At 67.4% G+C, this 15,478-nt stretch carries 17 protein-coding genes; 7 read left to right on the top strand and 10 right to left on the bottom strand.

Annotated features, from left to right (window positions below; translation table 11 throughout):
* The first annotated feature begins 65 nt into the window (after positions 1-65).
* A complete protein-coding gene (locus ABD206_RS07195) occupies positions 66-1,406 on the top strand; it encodes an O-acetylhomoserine aminocarboxypropyltransferase/cysteine synthase family protein (protein WP_344070829.1) in 1,341 nt (446 codons plus the stop codon).
* A 19-nt stretch (positions 1,407-1,425) separates the two neighbouring features.
* Here the strand turns inward: ABD206_RS07195 and ABD206_RS07200 are convergent, their stop codons facing one another.
* Complete coding sequence (locus ABD206_RS07200; RefSeq protein WP_344070830.1) at positions 1,426-2,754, bottom strand: M20/M25/M40 family metallo-hydrolase; 1,329 nt, start codon at positions 2,752-2,754, stop codon at positions 1,426-1,428.
* 72 nt (positions 2,755-2,826) lie between these two features.
* Between ABD206_RS07200 and ABD206_RS07205 the strand changes: the two genes are divergently transcribed.
* Positions 2,827-3,807 (top strand): Gfo/Idh/MocA family protein, encoded by a 981-nt coding sequence (locus ABD206_RS07205; RefSeq protein WP_344070832.1) that lies wholly within the window; start codon positions 2,827-2,829, stop codon positions 3,805-3,807.
* 30 nt (positions 3,808-3,837) lie between these two features.
* On the opposite strand, the gene ABD206_RS07210 is transcribed toward ABD206_RS07205, so the two are convergent.
* The 3 genes from ABD206_RS07210 to ABD206_RS07220 form a co-directional block, all read right to left on the bottom strand.
* Entirely contained in the window at positions 3,838-4,230 is a 393-nt protein-coding gene (locus tag ABD206_RS07210) for a DoxX family protein (protein WP_425561182.1), read from the bottom strand.
* Between the two features lie 51 nt (positions 4,231-4,281).
* On the bottom strand, positions 4,282-4,710 hold the full coding sequence (locus ABD206_RS07215; protein WP_344070836.1) for a MarR family winged helix-turn-helix transcriptional regulator: 429 nt from the start codon (positions 4,708-4,710) through the stop codon (positions 4,282-4,284).
* A gap of 221 nt (positions 4,711-4,931) precedes the next feature.
* Entirely contained in the window at positions 4,932-6,248 is a 1,317-nt protein-coding gene (locus ABD206_RS07220) for an acetyl-CoA hydrolase/transferase family protein (RefSeq protein WP_344070838.1), read from the bottom strand.
* Between the two features lie 69 nt (positions 6,249-6,317).
* On the opposite strand from ABD206_RS07220, the gene ABD206_RS07225 reads away from it, so the two are divergent.
* Positions 6,318-6,566, top strand: a complete 249-nt coding sequence (locus tag ABD206_RS07225) for a DUF4287 domain-containing protein (RefSeq protein ID WP_344070840.1) — start codon at positions 6,318-6,320, stop codon at positions 6,564-6,566.
* On the opposite strand, the gene nrdF is transcribed toward ABD206_RS07225, so the two are convergent.
* The 4 genes from nrdF to nrdH are packed head-to-tail and all read right to left on the bottom strand — an operon-like array spanning position 6,563 to position 10,372.
* On the bottom strand, positions 6,563-7,540 hold the full coding sequence (gene nrdF / locus ABD206_RS07230; protein WP_344070843.1) for a class 1b ribonucleoside-diphosphate reductase subunit beta: 978 nt from the start codon (positions 7,538-7,540) through the stop codon (positions 6,563-6,565). The two genes, ABD206_RS07225 and nrdF, sit on opposite strands and share 4 nt — an antisense overlap.
* A gap of 19 nt (positions 7,541-7,559) precedes the next feature.
* Positions 7,560-9,716 carry a class 1b ribonucleoside-diphosphate reductase subunit alpha gene (gene nrdE / locus ABD206_RS07235; protein WP_344070845.1) on the bottom strand — a complete coding sequence of 719 codons (2,157 nt, stop codon included), beginning with the start codon at positions 9,714-9,716 and terminating at the stop codon, positions 7,560-7,562.
* A complete protein-coding gene (gene nrdI / locus ABD206_RS07240; protein ID WP_344070847.1) occupies positions 9,698-10,135 on the bottom strand; it encodes a class Ib ribonucleoside-diphosphate reductase assembly flavoprotein NrdI in 438 nt (145 codons plus the stop codon). Before nrdI ends, nrdE begins: the two co-directional genes overlap by 19 nt.
* 3 nt (positions 10,136-10,138) lie before the next feature.
* Positions 10,139-10,372, bottom strand: a complete 234-nt coding sequence (nrdH, locus tag ABD206_RS07245; protein ID WP_344070849.1) for a glutaredoxin-like protein NrdH — start codon at positions 10,370-10,372, stop codon at positions 10,139-10,141.
* Positions 10,373-10,732: 360 nt separating this feature from the next.
* Between nrdH and ABD206_RS07250 the strand changes: the two genes are divergently transcribed.
* The gene (locus ABD206_RS07250) at positions 10,733-11,938 is read left to right on the top strand and encodes an MFS transporter (RefSeq protein ID WP_344070851.1); all 1,206 of its coding nucleotides are present in this window, start codon (positions 10,733-10,735) and stop codon (positions 11,936-11,938) included.
* Positions 11,939-11,946: 8 nt separating this feature from the next.
* Here ABD206_RS07250 and ABD206_RS07255 read toward each other — a convergent pair whose 3' ends face one another.
* The gene (locus ABD206_RS07255; RefSeq protein WP_344070853.1) at positions 11,947-12,618 is read right to left on the bottom strand and encodes an HAD family hydrolase; all 672 of its coding nucleotides are present in this window, start codon (positions 12,616-12,618) and stop codon (positions 11,947-11,949) included.
* Between the two features lie 17 nt (positions 12,619-12,635).
* Here ABD206_RS07255 and ABD206_RS07260 point away from each other — a divergent pair, with 17 nt between their 5' ends.
* From ABD206_RS07260 to ABD206_RS07270, 3 genes are read left to right on the top strand one after another with little or no spacing between them, the layout of a single operon-like run.
* Positions 12,636-13,025, top strand: coding sequence for a DUF4260 family protein (locus ABD206_RS07260; protein WP_344070855.1), 390 nt, complete (start codon positions 12,636-12,638; stop codon positions 13,023-13,025).
* Between the two features lie 10 nt (positions 13,026-13,035).
* Positions 13,036-13,806, top strand: coding sequence for an alpha/beta fold hydrolase (locus ABD206_RS07265; RefSeq protein WP_344070858.1), 771 nt, complete (start codon positions 13,036-13,038; stop codon positions 13,804-13,806).
* The gene (locus ABD206_RS07270; RefSeq protein WP_344070860.1) at positions 13,803-14,981 is read left to right on the top strand and encodes an acyl-CoA dehydrogenase family protein; all 1,179 of its coding nucleotides are present in this window, start codon (positions 13,803-13,805) and stop codon (positions 14,979-14,981) included. The genes ABD206_RS07265 and ABD206_RS07270 overlap by 4 nt, the downstream gene beginning before the upstream one ends.
* A gap of 12 nt (positions 14,982-14,993) precedes the next feature.
* Here ABD206_RS07270 and ABD206_RS07275 read toward each other — a convergent pair whose 3' ends face one another.
* Complete coding sequence (locus ABD206_RS07275) at positions 14,994-15,470, bottom strand: YbaK/EbsC family protein (protein WP_344070862.1); 477 nt, start codon at positions 15,468-15,470, stop codon at positions 14,994-14,996.
* Between the last annotated feature and the right edge of the window lie 8 nt (positions 15,471-15,478).

Here is a 15,478-nt window from a genome sequence, read left to right on the forward strand (position 1 = left end):
CGCGCCCGCGTCATGCGGCGTCTCATACTTTTCGATCGCGCCGGGGCGCGTGTGACCATAGGTGGATGACGACACCCGCCGCCGGCCGCGACACCGAGCCGCACGAGAGCTTCGCGACCGCGCAGGTGCAGGCCGGCTACACACCGGGCGTCCCGCAGAACACCGCCGTCACCCCGATCTACCAGTCCAACGGCTACGAGTTCCCCTCGCTCGCCCACGCCCGCGACGTCTTCGCGCTGCGTCAGATGGGCAACGTCTACAGCCGCAACGCGAACCCGACCCAGGCCGTGTTCGAAAAGCGCGTCGCCGCCCTCGAGGGCGGGCGCGCCGCGGTCGCGGTCTCCTCGGGACAGGCTGCCGCGGCCGCCGCGATCCTCGCCCTCGCCTCGGCGGGGCACCACATCGTGGCCGCACGCCAGCTCTACGGCGGCACCGTCGACCTCCTCTCCGACTCCCTCGGAACGCTCGGCATCGAGGTCACCTACGTCGATCAGGACGACCCGGATGCCTGGCGCCGCGCCGTCCGCCCCGAGACCCGCGCCTTCTTCGCCGAGACGATCACCAATCCGCTGGCGACCGTGCTCGACATCCGCGCCGTCGCCGACCTCGCCCACGAGGCCGGCGTGCCCCTCGTGGTCGACAACACCGTCGCCTCGCCGTATCTCGTCCGCCCGGGCGAGCACGGCGCCGACATCGTCATCCACTCGGCGACCAAGTACATCGGCGGCCACGGCGTGGCCCTCGGCGGCATCGTCGTCGACATCGGCTCGTTCGACTTCGGCGCCGACCCCGAGAAGTGGCCGCAGTTCACCACCCCCTACGACCGCTTCGGCGACCTCGTGTTGTGGGACCGGTTCGCTGACGAAGGCCTCGCTCTGATCGTGTACATCAAGACGCGCTTCATCCATGATTTCGGCACGACCCTGCCCGCATGGTCGTCCTTCCAGTTCCTGCAGGGCCTCGAAACCCTCGACATGCGCATGCAGCGTCACTCCGAGAGCGCCCTCGCGGTCGCACGCTTCCTCAACGCCCACCCCGAGGTCGAGCGGGTCTGGCATCCGGGTCTGTCCAGCAGCCCCTGGCACGGCCTGGCGCAGCGATACCTGCCACGAGGAGCCTCGTCGGTCTTCTCGTTCGACCTCGCCACGACCGGGGATCCCGTGCGCGATGACGAGAGGGTGACCGCGGTGATCGATGGGCTGCGTCTGATCCACCTCGTCGCGAACATCGGCGATGCACGCAGCATGGTCAACCACCCGGCGTCGATGACCCACTACCACCTGACGGCGGATCAGCTGCGCGCGGCGCAGATCTCACCGCGCACGATCCGTCTCTCGATCGGTCTCGAGGACCCGACCGATCTCATCGCCGACCTCGCCCACGCCCTGGCAGCGCTCGAGGGCTGACCCCCTCAGCTCGAGGCGGTCAGGATGCCGCGATGAGCGCCCGGTAGAAGCCGATTCCCCGCACCCACACGTCCGCACGGATGCGCTCGTTGTGCGAATGCAGCGTGTCACGCTCGCTCCGGGTGAGGTGGAATGGTGTGAAGCGGTACACGTTGTCGCTGAGCACCGTGTACCAGCGGCTGTCGCTGGCGCCCAGCTGCAGGTAGGGGGTCGTCACGACCTCCTCGCCGAGGGTGGCCGACACCGCCGTTGCGATGCGCCGCCAGGCCTCGCCCTTCCACGGTGAGACCGGGGAGGGTTCGGACGCGTGCCGCACCTCGACCTCGACCTCGCCGTCCGCGACGGCACCGCGCACATGCGCGACCGCACTCGCCACGGAATCGCCCGTGAGCAGGCGGATGTTGATCGATGCGCGCGCCGTGGTCGCCAGGACGTTCTCTCCCGGCGCGCCCGACAGCTCGGTCGCCACCGCCGTGGTGCGCACGATCGCGTTCATCTCCGGTCCGCCGGCGGCGAGCGCGCGCACCAGCACGGGGGCCGTGAGCCCGGCCTTGCCGAAGAGGGTCCGCAGTGGCTCGGGCGCGTGCGGGGCGAGGGTCGCGAGCATGGCGCGCACCGGGTCCGCCAGGCGCAGCGGGAAGGGGCGCCGGCGTAAGCGATCGATCGCGCGCGCGAGCCGCGCCGTGGCGGGCATCGCCGGGGGTGTGGAGGCATGACCACCGGCATCCCGGGCTGTCAGCAGCACCGTCATCACTCCGCGCTCGGCAACGCCGACCATGGCCGTGGGAACGGTGATGCCAGGGATCACGCCGTCCACCACGGCCCCTCCCTCGTCGATCACGAGGCCGGCGCGCACGCCGCGGTCGACGAGGGTGGCAACGATCGCGCGGGCGCCGCCGCCGGCGGTTTCCTCGTTGTGCCCGAAGGCGAGGTAGACATCCTGGGCGGGCGTGAAGCCCTCCGCCACGAGGCCCTCGACGGCCTCCATGATCGCGACGACCGCACCCTTGTCGTCGATGGCGCCGCGCGCGTGGATCTCCGCATCCGCTCCCTCGCCCACGATCGTGGCCGCGAACGGAGGATGCTCCCACTCGCTCTCGACGACGGGGACGACATCCATGTGGCCCATCACGATCGTCGGGCGATCGGATGCCGCTCCGCGCCACCGGAACAGCAGTGAGTGGCCGTCGATCACCTCGTGCTCGAGCGTCTCGTGCGCGGCCGGATACAGTCTCGCGAGCGCGGCGTGGAAGTCATCGAACGCGGACCATTCGATGAGGGACTCGTCGGCGTGCGAGACGGTGGGGATGCGCAGCAGTTCTTGGAAGCGTTCGATCGGGGTGGCCACCCGGCGAGACTACTCCGGCTCACTGTGCGCGGCGGATGCCGTGCCGACGCGCTGATGGCTACGCTCAAGACCATGACGTCAGCACGCTGGGGAATTCTCGCCACCGGGCTCATCGCCCACATGTTCGCCGCCGATCTGAGGACCGCCGGTCTGCCGATCGCGGCCGTGGGGTCACGGCGCGAGACGGCAGCTCGAGAGTTCGCCCGGGAGTTCGAGATCCCGCACGCGCACTCCTCCTACGAGGCGCTGGTCGCCGATCCGGACGTCGACATCGTCTATGTCGCGACTCCGCATCCGATGCACGCGGACAACGCCATCCTCGCGCTGGAGGCCGGCAAGCACGTCCTCATCGAGAAGCCGTTCACCCTCACCGGGCCCGAGGCCGAGCGTGTGCGTGACGCCGCCCGCGCGCACGGGTTGCTGGCCATGGAGGCGATGTGGACGCGCTACCTGCCGCATATGGCGCGGATCCGCGAGATCGTGCGTTCGCGAGCGCTCGGCGAGATCCGTGCGGTCTTCGCAGACCACACCCAGCGGATCTCCACAGACCCCGCGCACCGACTCAATGCGCTCGAACTCGGCGGCGGTGCCCTGCTCGATCTCGGGATCTATCCCCTCTCCTTCATCTGGGACATGCTCGGTGCACCCACCGGCGTCACCGCGCGTGCCCGGCTCAGCGAAACCGGCGCGGACAGCGAAGTCGCAACGATCTTCACGCACGAGGGCGGGGCCCTGTCGACGTCGATCTCCGCGGCCCGGTCGGCGGGTCCCAACACGGCTCACATCGTCGGCACCGACGCCCGGATCGACATCGACCGCGTCTGGTACAACCCGGCGTCCTTCCGCGTCACGACCCCGGACGGTCGCATCCTCGAGGAGTACGTGCCGGAGGTCACCGGGCGCGGCATGCAGTACCAGGCGATGGCGGCCGCCGACCTCATCGCCCGGGGCAAGACTGACAGCGAACTGCTCCCCCTCGACCAGTCGGTGGCGATCATGCACCTTCTCGACGAGATCCGCGCGCAGGTGGGGGTGCGCTACCCCGGCGAGTGAAGCGGGTGCTCTGTCGTCGGCGACGGCTGCTCAGCGCCGCGTCGACCACAGCGCCCACGCGACGAGCACGGGCTGGAAGAACAGGCGCACGAGCCGCTTGCGGTCGGTGTCGAGCCCGAACCCGTCGCGTCTGTCGAGGTACTGAGCGATGTTGCCGGGGAAGATCGCGATGAAGAAGGCGGCGAGAATCGCACCGATCCGGCGGCGCTCTTTCGGGAGGATCACCAGCGCCGCTCCGAGCATCACCTCGACGACGCCGGATGCCACGACCACCGCATCCTCGTCCAGCGGGGTGTTGTCCACGACCCAGGACGGCACCTGCGCCTGGAACTCCTTACGCGCCACCGTCAGGTGCGTCACGCCGGCGAACATCATCGCGCCGGCCAGGACCCACCGCGCGCCCGTCTGCGGCACCGTCATCATCGTCATGGTGACAGCCAACGTGACAGCGGGCGCACTGTCAAATGCCGACGCTCATTCGACGGGCGGCACCTCGACGGGCTGCTCGTGCAGGCCCTTCAGCGCCTGCGAAAGCTCGGGTGCGGCCTTCGTGAGCGAACGGTCGAGCGATCGCAACCGCTTTTCGGCCTCCATGAGCGCGGCCGTCCCCCGCTCTGTCACCCGCAGCTCGGAGGCAGCGCCCGCGTGCGCCATGCTGTCGTGCACGAACCCTTCGGACACCAGAGTGCGCACGGCGGTGTGGGCGGTCTGCACGGTGATCTGCGACATCCGCGCCAGTTCACTGAAGGAGACTCCCGGCACGCCGTAGATGTGGCCGAGGAGCGCGTACTTGCGGGTCGTCAGGCCGAGGTCTTTGAGCGCGGCCCCCAGCTGCGCATCCCACACGCTCGACATCGTCAGCAACGCCAGCACGGGGCTGAACCGCCGCGGTCGCTCTGCCATGTCGCCTCCTCTGGTGCAGTCCTTCATCCTACGGCGCCGCCCCCACCTCCGCAGGTGCGCCGCCACGGGGTGAAACATCGCCGAGGTAGGAGATATCGCCAGAACAGGACGACACGCCGCGCTCGCGTCCTGCGGCCGCGTTTTCTCCTACGCTCGCGAGGCGCTGGATGCCGGCAGCACACGCACCCGTAGGTCCTTCGCCATTCCGGTGTCGCCGCGAGTCAGGCGATGAGGTGCTGGGCCTTGGCTGCGGCGACGAGGTCGTCGCGATGAGCGGGGTCGGCGAGCGAGATCAGCGCGAGTGCGCGCTGCTGGGTCGACAGGCCCCGCATGTTGACGACGCCGTTCTCGGTGACGATGTGCTCGACATCCATGCGCTCGTCGGTGACGATGTCGACTTTGGGGACGATGGTCGAGATCGCGCCGCCCTTGGCCGTGGCCGGCAGCACGACGAAGGACTTGCCCCCGCGCGAGCGCGCGGCGCCGGTGACGAAGTCGAACTGCCCACCAGAGCCCGAGTACTGCAGCCCGCCGATCATCTCGGCGTTGACCTGCCCGTAGAGATCGACCTGAATGGCCGCGTTGACCGAGATCATCGCGTCGTTTATCGCGATGATGTGCGGATCGTTCACGTAGCTCGAGCGAAAGCTCGCCATGGACGGATTGTCGTTCATGAACTCGTACATGTGCGCGTCACCGGCCGCCGAGGTCCACACGTGCCGGCGCGGATGCAGCGTCTTCTTGCGCCCGGTGATCACGCCCGACTCGATGAGAGGGATGAACACGGGCGAGAACAGCGCCGAATGGATGCCGAGATCGCGGTGATCGACCAGCGCCTCACCGATCGCGGTGGGGACGCGGCCCGCCCCGATCTGCAGCGTCGCGCCGTCGGGAATGTGGGGCACCACGTGCGCGGCGATGGCGCGGTCGGTCACGGTGGGCGCAGGTTCGACCGCCTCGGGGAGAGCCGAGGCGTGTTCGACGACGAGGTCGACCTCGTCGATGTGCAGCAGCGAGTCCCCGAACACCCGCGGCATGTGCGGGTTCACCTCGACGATCAGGCGGCGGCACGCGCGCGCGGCCGCATTGGCGTAGTCGTTGACAACGCCGAAGGAGAAGTGGCCGCTGGCGTCCATCGGGCTCACCTGCACGACGAACGTGTCGATATCGAGGCGCTCGGTGATCACCCGCGGCAGGTCCGAGAAATTGACCGGAATGAAGTCGAGACTCTCGCGGTCGGCGCGCAGCGGATCGGCGATGATGTGGTGGTCGTAGCCGGCGACGAAGAACGTGTGGGCACGGATCTTCTCGATGACGCCCGGCTGCAGGATACTGTCGCGGATCGCATCCCCGCCGATGCCGTAGTACAGATCGGCGTCCACGAGCAGGTCGTCCCGAACACGGTCTCCGATGGCGGCAAGGATCGCCGGCGGGGCGCCCAGGCCCATCGCGACCAGCACCTGCACGCCCGACGGGATCTGCGCAGCGGCATCCGCGGCGGTGACGAGCTTGGCCCGATAGCGGTCGACAACAGTCATCTCTCACCCTCACCGGTCCGCACGGACCACCGCTCCACTCTGGCATGCGCCGAGGAATAGAGTCTGCACATGACATCGCGCGTGACAGCCCCGGTCATCGCCCCCGGAGAGAAGCTCCAGGGGCCCGCCTCCTACTTCCCGAGCATCGAGAAGACGTACGGAAAGCCCATGCAGGAGTGGATCGACCTGGTCGTCGAGCGCTTCGACGCCGGCGAGACGCACATGGCGATCGTGAACGTCTTGAAGACCGAGAACGGCGTAGGCCACGGTCACGCGAACGCGATCGTGGCCTACGTCAAGCAGAAGCTGGCGGCTTAGAAGTCCCAGTCCTCGTCTTCGGTGGCCACAGCCTTGCCGATGACGTAGCTCGAACCGGACCCCGAGAAGAAGTCGTGGTTCTCATCGGCGTTCGGCGAGAGCGCCGACAGGATCGCCGGGTTCACATTGGTGACCGACTCGGGGAACATCGCCTCGTAGCCGAGGTTCATCAGCGCCTTGTTGGCGTTGTAGTGCAGGAACTTCTTCACGTCCTCCGTGAGGCCGACGCCGTCGTAGAGATCCTGCGTGTACTGCACCTCGTTGTCGTAGAGCTCGTAGAGCAGCGAGAAGGTGTAGTCCTTGATGTCCTGGCGCTGGGCATCGTCGACCTTCTCGAGTCCCTTCTGGAACTTGTAGCCGATGTAGTACCCGTGCACGGCCTCGTCACGGATGATGAGGCGGATGAGGTCGGCCGTGTTGGTGAGCTTCGCGCGGGACGACCAGTGCATCGGCAGGTAGAAGCCCGAGTAGAACAGGAACGACTCCAGCAGGGTCGAGGCGACCTTGCGCTTGAGGGGCTCGTCGCCGCGGTAGTACTCCATGACGATCTGCGCCTTGCGCTGCAGGTTCTCGTTCTCGACCGACCAGCGGAACGCCTCGTCGATCTCCTTCGTCGAGCACAGTGTCGAGAAGATCGACGAGTAGCTCTTGGCGTGCACCGACTCCATGAACGCGATGTTCGTGTAGACGGCCTCCTCGTGCGGGGTGATCGCGTCAGGGATGAGCGAGACCGCGCCGACGGTGCCCTGGATCGTGTCCAGCAGCGTCAGACCGGTGAACACCCGCATCGTGAGGGTCTGCTCCTCGGGGGTGAGCGTGTTCCACGACTGCACGTCGTTGGACAGCGGCACCTTCTCGGGCAGCCAGAAGTTGTTCACGAGGCGGTTCCACACCTCGAGGTCCTTGTCATCCTGGATGCGGTTCCAGTTGATCGCCTGGACGTGGTCGATCAGCTTGAGCTTCTCAGCAGTCATTCGCGTTCTCTCTCGGCCGTCAGAGCATGCAGCTGACGCACTCGGTCATGTCGGTCCCCTCGAGGGCCATCTGACGCAGACGGATGTAGTAGATGGTCTTGATGCCCTTCTTCCAGGCATAGATCTGGGCGCGGTTGATGTCGCGGGTGGTGGCGGTGTCCTTGAAGAACAGCGTCAGCGACAGGCCCTGATCGACGTGCTGGGTGGCGGCGGCGTAGGTGTCGATGACCTTCTCGTAGCCGATCTCGTAGGCATCCTGGTAGTACTCCAGGTTCTCGTTCGTCATGAACGGCGCCGGGTAGTAGACGCGGCCGAGCTTGCCTTCCTTGCGGATCTCGATCTTCGAGGCGATCGGGTGGATCGAGCTCGTGGAGTTGTTGATGTACGAGATCGATCCGGTCGGCGGAACAGCCTGCAGGTTCTGGTTGTAGATGCCGTGCTCCTGGATGCTGGCTTTCAGCGCCACCCAGTCGGCCTGGGTGGGGATGTGGTGAGCCGCGAAGAGCTCCTTGACCTTCTCTGTCTTCGGCGCCCACTCCTGCTCGATGTACTTGTCGAAGAACGTCCCCGAGGCATAGGTCGAGTCCTCGAAGCCACCGAACGCCTGACCGCGCTCGATCGCGAGCAGGTTCGAGGCCCGCAGCGCGTGGTAGAGCACCGTGTAGAAGTAGATGTTCGTGAAGTCCAGGCCTTCTTCGGATCCGTAGTGGACGTGCTCGCGGGCGAGATAGCCGTGCAGGTTCATCTGGCCGAGGCCGATCGCGTGCGAACGGTCGTTGCCGTCCTCGATCGAACGGACCGAGGTGATGTGGCTCTGGTTGCTCACCGCGGTGAGGGCGCGGATGGCGGTCTCGACCGTCTGACCGAGGTCGTCGCCGTCCATCGCGAGGGCGATGTTCATCGAGCCGAGGTTGCAGGAGATGTCCTTGCCGATCTGGTCGTAGGACAGGTCCTCGTTGTAGGTCGTCGGGGTGTTGACCTGGAGGATCTCGCTGCAGAGGTTGGACATGTTGATCCGGCCCTTGATGGGGTTGGCCGCGTTCACCGTGTCCTCGAACATGATGTACGGGTAGCCGGACTCGAACTGGATCTCGGCGAGGGTCTGGAAGAACTCGCGCGCGTTGATCTTGGTCTTCTTGATGCGCGGGTCGTCGACCATCTCGCGGTACTTCTCGGTGACGGAGATGTCGCCGAAGGGCACCCCGTAGACGCGCTCGACGTCGTACGGGGAGAACAGGTACATGTCCTCGCCGTTCTTGGCGAGCTCGAACGTGATGTCGGGGACCACGACGCCGAGCGAGAGCGTCTTGATGCGGATCTTCTCGTCCGCGTTCTCGCGCTTGGTGTCGAGGAAGCGCATGATGTCGGGGTGGTGGGCGTTGAGGTAGACCGCGCCCGCACCCTGACGGGCCCCGAGCTGGTTGGCGTAGCTGAAGCTGTCTTCGAGCAGCTTCATGACGGGGATGATGCCGCTGGACTGGTTCTCGATCTTCTTGATCGGGGCACCCGACTCGCGGATGTTCGAAAGCAGCAGCGCCACGCCGCCGCCGCGCTTGGAAAGCTGCAGCGCGGAGTTGATGCCGCGGGAGATCGACTCCATGTTGTCTTCGATGCGCAGCAGGAAACAGGACACGAGCTCACCGCGCTGGGCCTTGCCGGTGTTCAGGAAGGTCGGGGTGGCCGGCTGGAAGCGGCCCGAGATGATCTCGTCGACGAGCATCGTCGCGACATCCTGGTCACCGTCGGCCAGGCCGAGCGCGGTCATGACGACGCGATCCTCGAAGCGCTCGAGGTAGCGCTTTCCGTCGAAGGTCTTGAGCGTGTAGCTCGTGTAGTACTTGAAGGCGCCGAGGAACGTCTCGAAGCGGAACTTCTTGCCGTACGCGCGCTCGGTGAGTTCCTCGATGAAGGCGAAGGGGTACTTCTCGATGACGGCCGGCTCGTAGTACTGCTTGTCGACGAGGTAGTCGATGCGCTCCTTGAGCGAGTGGAAGAACACCGTGTTCTGGTTGACGTGCTGCAGGAAGTACTCGCGCGCGGCCCGCTTGTCGGCGTCGAACTGGATCTTCCCGTCCGCGCCGTAGAGGTTGAGCATCGCGTTCAGCGCGTGGTAATCCATCCCGTCGAAGCGCGCGTCCGTCTTGAACGCCGCCTGGGTCAGTGCAGCTTCCACCATCGTTCCAATCCTTCGCTCACGCGAGTCACGTCTTCGGGCGTGCCGAACAGTTCCAGCCGATACAAGTGCGGCACGTCACACTTGCGGCTCACGATCTCTCCGGCAAGGCAGAACGCCTCGCCGAAGTTCGTGTTGCCCGCGGAGATGACTCCGCGGATCAGAGAGCGGTTGCGGGGATCGTTGAGGAACCGGATCACCTGACGCGGAACCGCGCCCTTTTCTTCACCGCGGCCCTGACCGCCCCCGTAGGTGGGAGTGACCAGGACGAAAGGCTCCTCGACGAAGAGCGGGGCATCCGCCGGGAGCAACGGGATGCGCTGTGCACGCATCCCCAGCTTCTCGATGAAGCGGGCCGTGTTGCCCGACACACTCGAGAAGTAGACGAGCAACGGCGCCTCGACAGCAACCGCCGTGCTCATCGATCAGGCCAGTCGCGAAGCGAGCTCGTCGATCTTGTCGGGGCGGAAGCCCGACCAGTGGTCCTCGTCGGTGATGACGACGGGCGCCTGCAGGTAGCCGAGGGCCTTGACCTGCTCGAGCGCGCTCGCATCCTGTGACAGGTCGAGAACCTCGTAATCGATGCCCTTCGAGTCCAGCGCGCGGTAGGTCGCCGTGCACTGCACACAGGAAGGCTTGGTGTACACCGTGATCGCCATGTCGATCCTTCTCCCCCTCGGAAAATCCTTCGTCAGACCGGCAGTCCCCCACCGGGAGTCCAATACTACATATGGGGACGGACATCGGAAGCAACCACAAGGGGTAGTAGTTACATTCGTGTAGTTTTCCACCACCATCCCCACCCTCACCACAGGATGTCCACCGATTCATCCACAGGGGACGACATCGGCGGCAGAGCGTCGAGCGGCCAGATCATGCGGTTTTCACGCGACGGCCGGACATCTATCCACAGAAGCGAGGCTCGCACGATCCACCGACATCGAATTCGGCTGTGGATTGCACGTTCGGCGTGTCGCGGCGTGTCGTGCACTCGCGTGTGCGGGGCGTAACGTTGAGAGGTGGCGGGATATCGGGAACTGCTGCGCACACCGGGGGTGGCGCGCATCATCGCGGCGCAGTTGACGGCGCGACTTCCCAACGGCATGACGAGCCTCGCGCTCCTGTTGCACATCGAGTACGTGACCGGCTCGTATGGGGCGGCGGGACTGGTGCTGGCCGCGACCTCGGTCGGTCAAGCCATCGCCGGTCCGGTCACGAGCCGGTGGATGGGTCGCTGGGGAATGCGCCGCGTGCTGCTGCTCACCCTGGCCGTGTGCGTGGCCGCCATCGCGACCATCGCCGCCTTCACTCTTCCGCTGCCGGCCTACATCGCGCTCGGACTCGTCGCGGGCCTGGCGACGCCGCCGGTGCAGCCGGCAGTGCGCACGATCTACCCGAAGCTGGTCAACTCGCGTCAGGTCACCCCGCTGTACTCGCTGGATGCCTCGCTGCAGGAGGTCATCTGGATCGTCGCGCCGGTGCTCATCACCTTCGTGGCAACGCAGGTCGGCACTGTCCCGGCCCTCGGGATGATCGTCGTGGTCATGATCGTCGGCGGGCTCTGGTTCATCTTCTCCCCCGAGGTCGCGCGCGTGCGCATCCCGCGGTCGCGACGCAGTTTCGGCAAGGTCCTCGCCAAGCCGTCGGTGATCCTCGCGACAGCCGTCGGTTTCCTCCTGATCGGCGCTTGCTCCGCGGTCGAGGCAGGGGTGGTCGCCTCCTTCGGACACGACGGCCCCGAAGCGGGCATCGTGCTCGCGGTGTTCGCCGTCGGCAGCCTCTCCGGCGGGCTCGCCTTCGGTCATCTGCCGATCGGGCCCTGGGCGATGGCGCGTCGGATGGCGATCGTGACAGCGGGACTGGTGCTCGCGGTCCTCTCCCTCAATGTCTGGTGGCTGGGCGGGACGCTCTTCCTCGCCGGAATCGGTATCGCCCCCGCCCTGGCGGTCGTCTTCTCGATGACCTCCGCGAGCGTGAAATTCAGTGAGACCGCCGAAGCCTACGGCTGGATCGGCACCGGGCAACTCATCGGCGCCGCCGCCGGATCCGCCGTCGCCGGATTCCTGATCGACGGCGTCGGCCCCCAGGGCGCTCTCGGCTCAGGCCTGCTGTTCGCGCTGGCCGGCACCGTGGTCGCTGTGGTCTTCGTGCGCAGCTTCCCCGATCTGCGTCATCGCGACGCGAGCCCGATACCCGACACCGAGCCCGTCGACACGGTCACCTGACCCCATCCTCACTCCGCCGACGAGGCGCGTGAGGCACGGACCCATGCGGAGATGTCGTCATAGAGATCGGTGAGGGTGTGGCCCCGCATGGTCGCCTCGAACCCCGATGTCTGCGACGACGGTCCCACCAACGCGGTATCAGCGCCGTGCATTGCGGCCGGATGCAGGTCGAACTCGGGGATGTCCCCGACCGAGAGAACGGGTCCCTGCGCGCGGGCCGCGCGGACGATCGGCACGAGCCCCGCGGGCTTTCCCACCGAGTAGTGCAGCGCGCCGAAGTGGGGAAGAGCGCCCCATTCGCGCAGCGCCTCCTCGATGCCGACCGGAGGCGAGTTGGTCGCGAGCACGACCGTCGCCCGGCCCTGCAGCGTCGCGAGGAAATCCGCGAGGCCGCTCGGCGCACTCACGGGCGCGGCGGGTGTGCCGAAGCGCTCGCGGCTGAGCGTATAGGCGCGCTGCAGGCCGTCGTCCGCCACGCCTGCCGCCTGAGCCGCCGCAGCGATGGCGTGGTACCCGTCGCGGTGCTCGGCGCGCCCTTCGACGTACTCGCGCAGCGCCGCCAGCCCCAGCTCCTCGAACCCCGGGCACGCCACCTCGTCGATCGCGCGGGCGTACGCGCGTATCGGGCCATCGCCGAGTGCGACGGTGCCGTCCAGGTCCAGAATGATCGTCGGTACCATCGGCCTAGGATAAGGCGGTGACCTACTCGCGGCTGGCTTGGATTCTTCTCGCCATCGCGTTGCTGATCGTCTCGGTCGCCGAGAGCCTGTTGCACGGCTGGGTCACCGCGGGGATCATCGTCGCATTCGCGCTTGCTCCCGACGTGTCGTTGTTCGGCGCCGCCGGCGATCAGCGCGGTGTCCTCAAGCCCGAACGGGTGCCGTTCTACAACGCTGCTCACCGGGCCTGGGTACCTTTCGTGCTCTTCTTCGTCGGTGGCACACTCGCCTACCTGTGGGAGCTGCGCGAGATCGGTCTGCCGCTGTTCTGGGCCGGTATGGGCTGGCTGCTGCACATCGCGGTCGACCGGACCTTCGGGTTCACGCTGCGCAAGAAGGACGGCACGCTTCCCTCGCAGCACTCCTAGCATGGAGATCATGCCCGTTCCACTGACTCTTCCGCGTCACATCTGGGGAGCGGCCGATGCGCCGCGCCGCGCGCTGCTGGTCCACGGTCTCGGGTCGAGCGGCGCTCTCATGTGGCGCCTGGGCACCGCATTCGCCGAGGCCGGGTGGAGCGCGCATGCCGTCGACCTGCGCGGGCACGGCACCGCCCCCCGCGCGCTGGACTACACGATCGGCGCGTACGCGGCGGATCTGGCCGCGTGCCGGCCTGACGCGGCGCGGGACGGCGATGCGGCACCCTGGGATGTCGTCGTCGGTCACTCACTCGGCGGAACCAGCAGCGTCGTCGCGGCAGCCACCCTCCCGGGATGGGCATCACGTCTTGTCCTGCTCGATCCCGCCATCTCCTTGACCGCGCAGCAGCGCGCAGAGATCCGAGCGGGTCACGCGCAGGCGCTCCTCGACCCGTCTGCGGCCGCGGTTCGGGCAGCACACCCCTCGTGGCATGAGCACGATGTCGAGCTGAAGGTTCTCGCGACGGCGCAGGCCAGCGGCTGGGCGGTCGAGCAGACAACGGCGCAGAACCCGGAATGGGACGTGCGGGCTGCCGCGCTCGCCGTCGATGTCCCCGTGCACATCATCGCGGGAGATCCGAGCGTGTACGCCCTGTTCCAGGGCGAGATCGCCGACACGCTCCTCACCCGACCCCACATCACAATGTCGGTCGTGACCGGCGCGGGGCACTCACCGCACCGAGATCGACCCGACGAGACGATCCGTCACCTCTGGGAGGCTCTGGCATGACCACGACCAGCTTCGATCCGGCCCTGATCCTGCCCGACGACATGCTCGCGCGCTTCCGCGAGCGGGCGGGCATCCACGACCGCGAGAACACGTTCCCCGACGACGATCTCGACGAGCTGCGGGAGGTGGGTTATCTGGCGCAGCTCGTGCCGACCGCGCTCGGGGGCCTGGGCCTCGGCCTGGTCGAGGCATCCGTTCTGCAGCAGCGGCTCGCGACCGCCGCTCCGGCGACGGCGCTGGCGATCAACATGCACCTGGTGTGGACCGGCGTGGCGAAGGTCCTCGCCGACCGCGGGATCGCCACGCTCCGGTTCGTGCAGGAGGGAGCGGCCGCCGGCGAGATCTTCGCCTTCGGCATCAGTGAAGCGGGGAACGACCTCGTCCTGTTCGGCAGCGACACGGATGCCTCCCCCACCGCCGAGGGCGGCTACGCCTTCACCGGCACCAAGATCTTCACCTCGCTCGCTCCCGTCTGGACGCAGCTCGGACTGCACGGTCTGGACACCACATCTCCGGACGGCCCGAAGATGGTCTACGCCTTCGTCTCCCGCGGTGAGGAGGCAGCGGGGCGGGTCGTCACGCGGGATGACTGGGACACCCTCGGGATGCGCGGCACCCAGTCGCGCACGACCGAGCTGCACGGCGCGCTCGCACCCGCCCATCGTGTCGTGCGACGCATCGCCCCGGGCCCGAATCCCGACCCGATCGTGTTCGGCATCTTCAGTGTCTTCGAGGTCCTTCTCGGCTCGGTCTACACCGGCATCGCCCGCCGTGCGCTGGATGTCGCGGTCGCCACCGTCGGGGCGCGGATGTCGAAGAAGACAGGGCTCTCCTACAGCCAGGACCCCGACATCCGGTGGCGGATCGCCGACATGGCGCTCGCCTACGATGCCCTGCCGCCGCAGCTCGAGTCCCTCGCGAGCGACGTCGATGGGCTCGTGAATCATGGCCCCCGCTGGTTCTCGCTGCTCTCGGGCGTCAAGCACCGCGCTGCGGTGATGGCCAAGTCCGTGGTCGATGACGCGATCTTGACCGCCGGCGGCTCGTCGTACGCGGCCGGCAGCGAGCTCTCCCGCCTGTACCGGGACGTGCTGGCGGGGTTGTTCCACCCCTCCGACCCGGAATCCGCCCACTCGACGGTCGCCACCGCGTGGCTCGGCCCGCTCGCGCCCTAGCGACGACGCGACTCAGTCGACCTTGAGCACCGTTCCGCCGGTGAGTGCGACGAGCTGGTCGTAGGTGAGGGGGAACACCGTGTGCGGCGTGCCGCCGGCCGCCCAGATCTGCGGGTAGGCGGCAAGGTCCTCGTCGACGATCGTCGGCAACCGCGTGGGATGCCCCGTGGGTGCGACCCCGCCGATGGCCTGTCCGGTCGCCGCACGTACTTGCTCGGGGCTCGCCCGACCGATCTTGCCCGTTCCGGCCCTCTCGGCCAGCGCCACCGTGTCGACGCGGTGCGCGCCGCTGGTCATCACCAGCAGCGGCGCGTCGTCGACCCAGAAGATCAGGCTGTTCGCGATGGCGCCCACCTCGATCCCGAGCGCCTCGGCTGCGAGCGCGGCCGTGGATGCGGCATCCGGGAGGACCACGATCTCCCCGGGGATCCCCGCATCTCGCAAGGCGTCGTGGACGAGGCGACTGCGAGCGGGGAGGTGTGCGGACATGAGTCCGA

Origin of the sequence: Microbacterium sediminicola (assembly GCF_039531125.1) — a bacterium.
Taxonomy (GTDB): domain Bacteria; phylum Actinomycetota; class Actinomycetes; order Actinomycetales; family Microbacteriaceae; genus Microbacterium; species Microbacterium sediminicola.

Coding starts and splice junctions, on each gene's coding strand:
- nrdE (WP_344070845.1), bottom strand. CDS start 9,716: ATGGTGGAAGCTGCACTGACCCAGGCGGCGTTCAAGACGGACGCGCGC.
- nrdH (WP_344070849.1), bottom strand. CDS start 10,372: ATGGCGATCACGGTGTACACCAAGCCTTCCTGTGTGCAGTGCACGGCG.
- ABD206_RS07220 (WP_344070838.1), bottom strand. CDS start 6,248: ATGACTGTTGTCGACCGCTATCGGGCCAAGCTCGTCACCGCCGCGGAT.
- ABD206_RS07195 (WP_344070829.1), top strand. CDS start 66: ATGACGACACCCGCCGCCGGCCGCGACACCGAGCCGCACGAGAGCTTC.
- ABD206_RS07215 (WP_344070836.1), bottom strand. CDS start 4,710: ATGGCAGAGCGACCGCGGCGGTTCAGCCCCGTGCTGGCGTTGCTGACG.
- nrdI (WP_344070847.1), bottom strand. CDS start 10,135: ATGAGCACGGCGGTTGCTGTCGAGGCGCCGTTGCTCGTCTACTTCTCG.
- ABD206_RS07270 (WP_344070860.1), top strand. CDS start 13,803: ATGACCACGACCAGCTTCGATCCGGCCCTGATCCTGCCCGACGACATG.
- ABD206_RS07225 (WP_344070840.1), top strand. CDS start 6,318: ATGACATCGCGCGTGACAGCCCCGGTCATCGCCCCCGGAGAGAAGCTC.
- ABD206_RS07255 (WP_344070853.1), bottom strand. CDS start 12,618: ATGGTACCGACGATCATTCTGGACCTGGACGGCACCGTCGCACTCGGC.
- ABD206_RS07275 (WP_344070862.1), bottom strand. CDS start 15,470: ATGTCCGCACACCTCCCCGCTCGCAGTCGCCTCGTCCACGACGCCTTG.
- ABD206_RS07205 (WP_344070832.1), top strand. CDS start 2,827: ATGACGTCAGCACGCTGGGGAATTCTCGCCACCGGGCTCATCGCCCAC.
- ABD206_RS07265 (WP_344070858.1), top strand. CDS start 13,036: ATGCCCGTTCCACTGACTCTTCCGCGTCACATCTGGGGAGCGGCCGAT.
- ABD206_RS07210 (WP_425561182.1), bottom strand. CDS start 4,230: ATGATGACGGTGCCGCAGACGGGCGCGCGGTGGGTCCTGGCCGGCGCG.
- nrdF (WP_344070843.1), bottom strand. CDS start 7,540: ATGACTGCTGAGAAGCTCAAGCTGATCGACCACGTCCAGGCGATCAAC.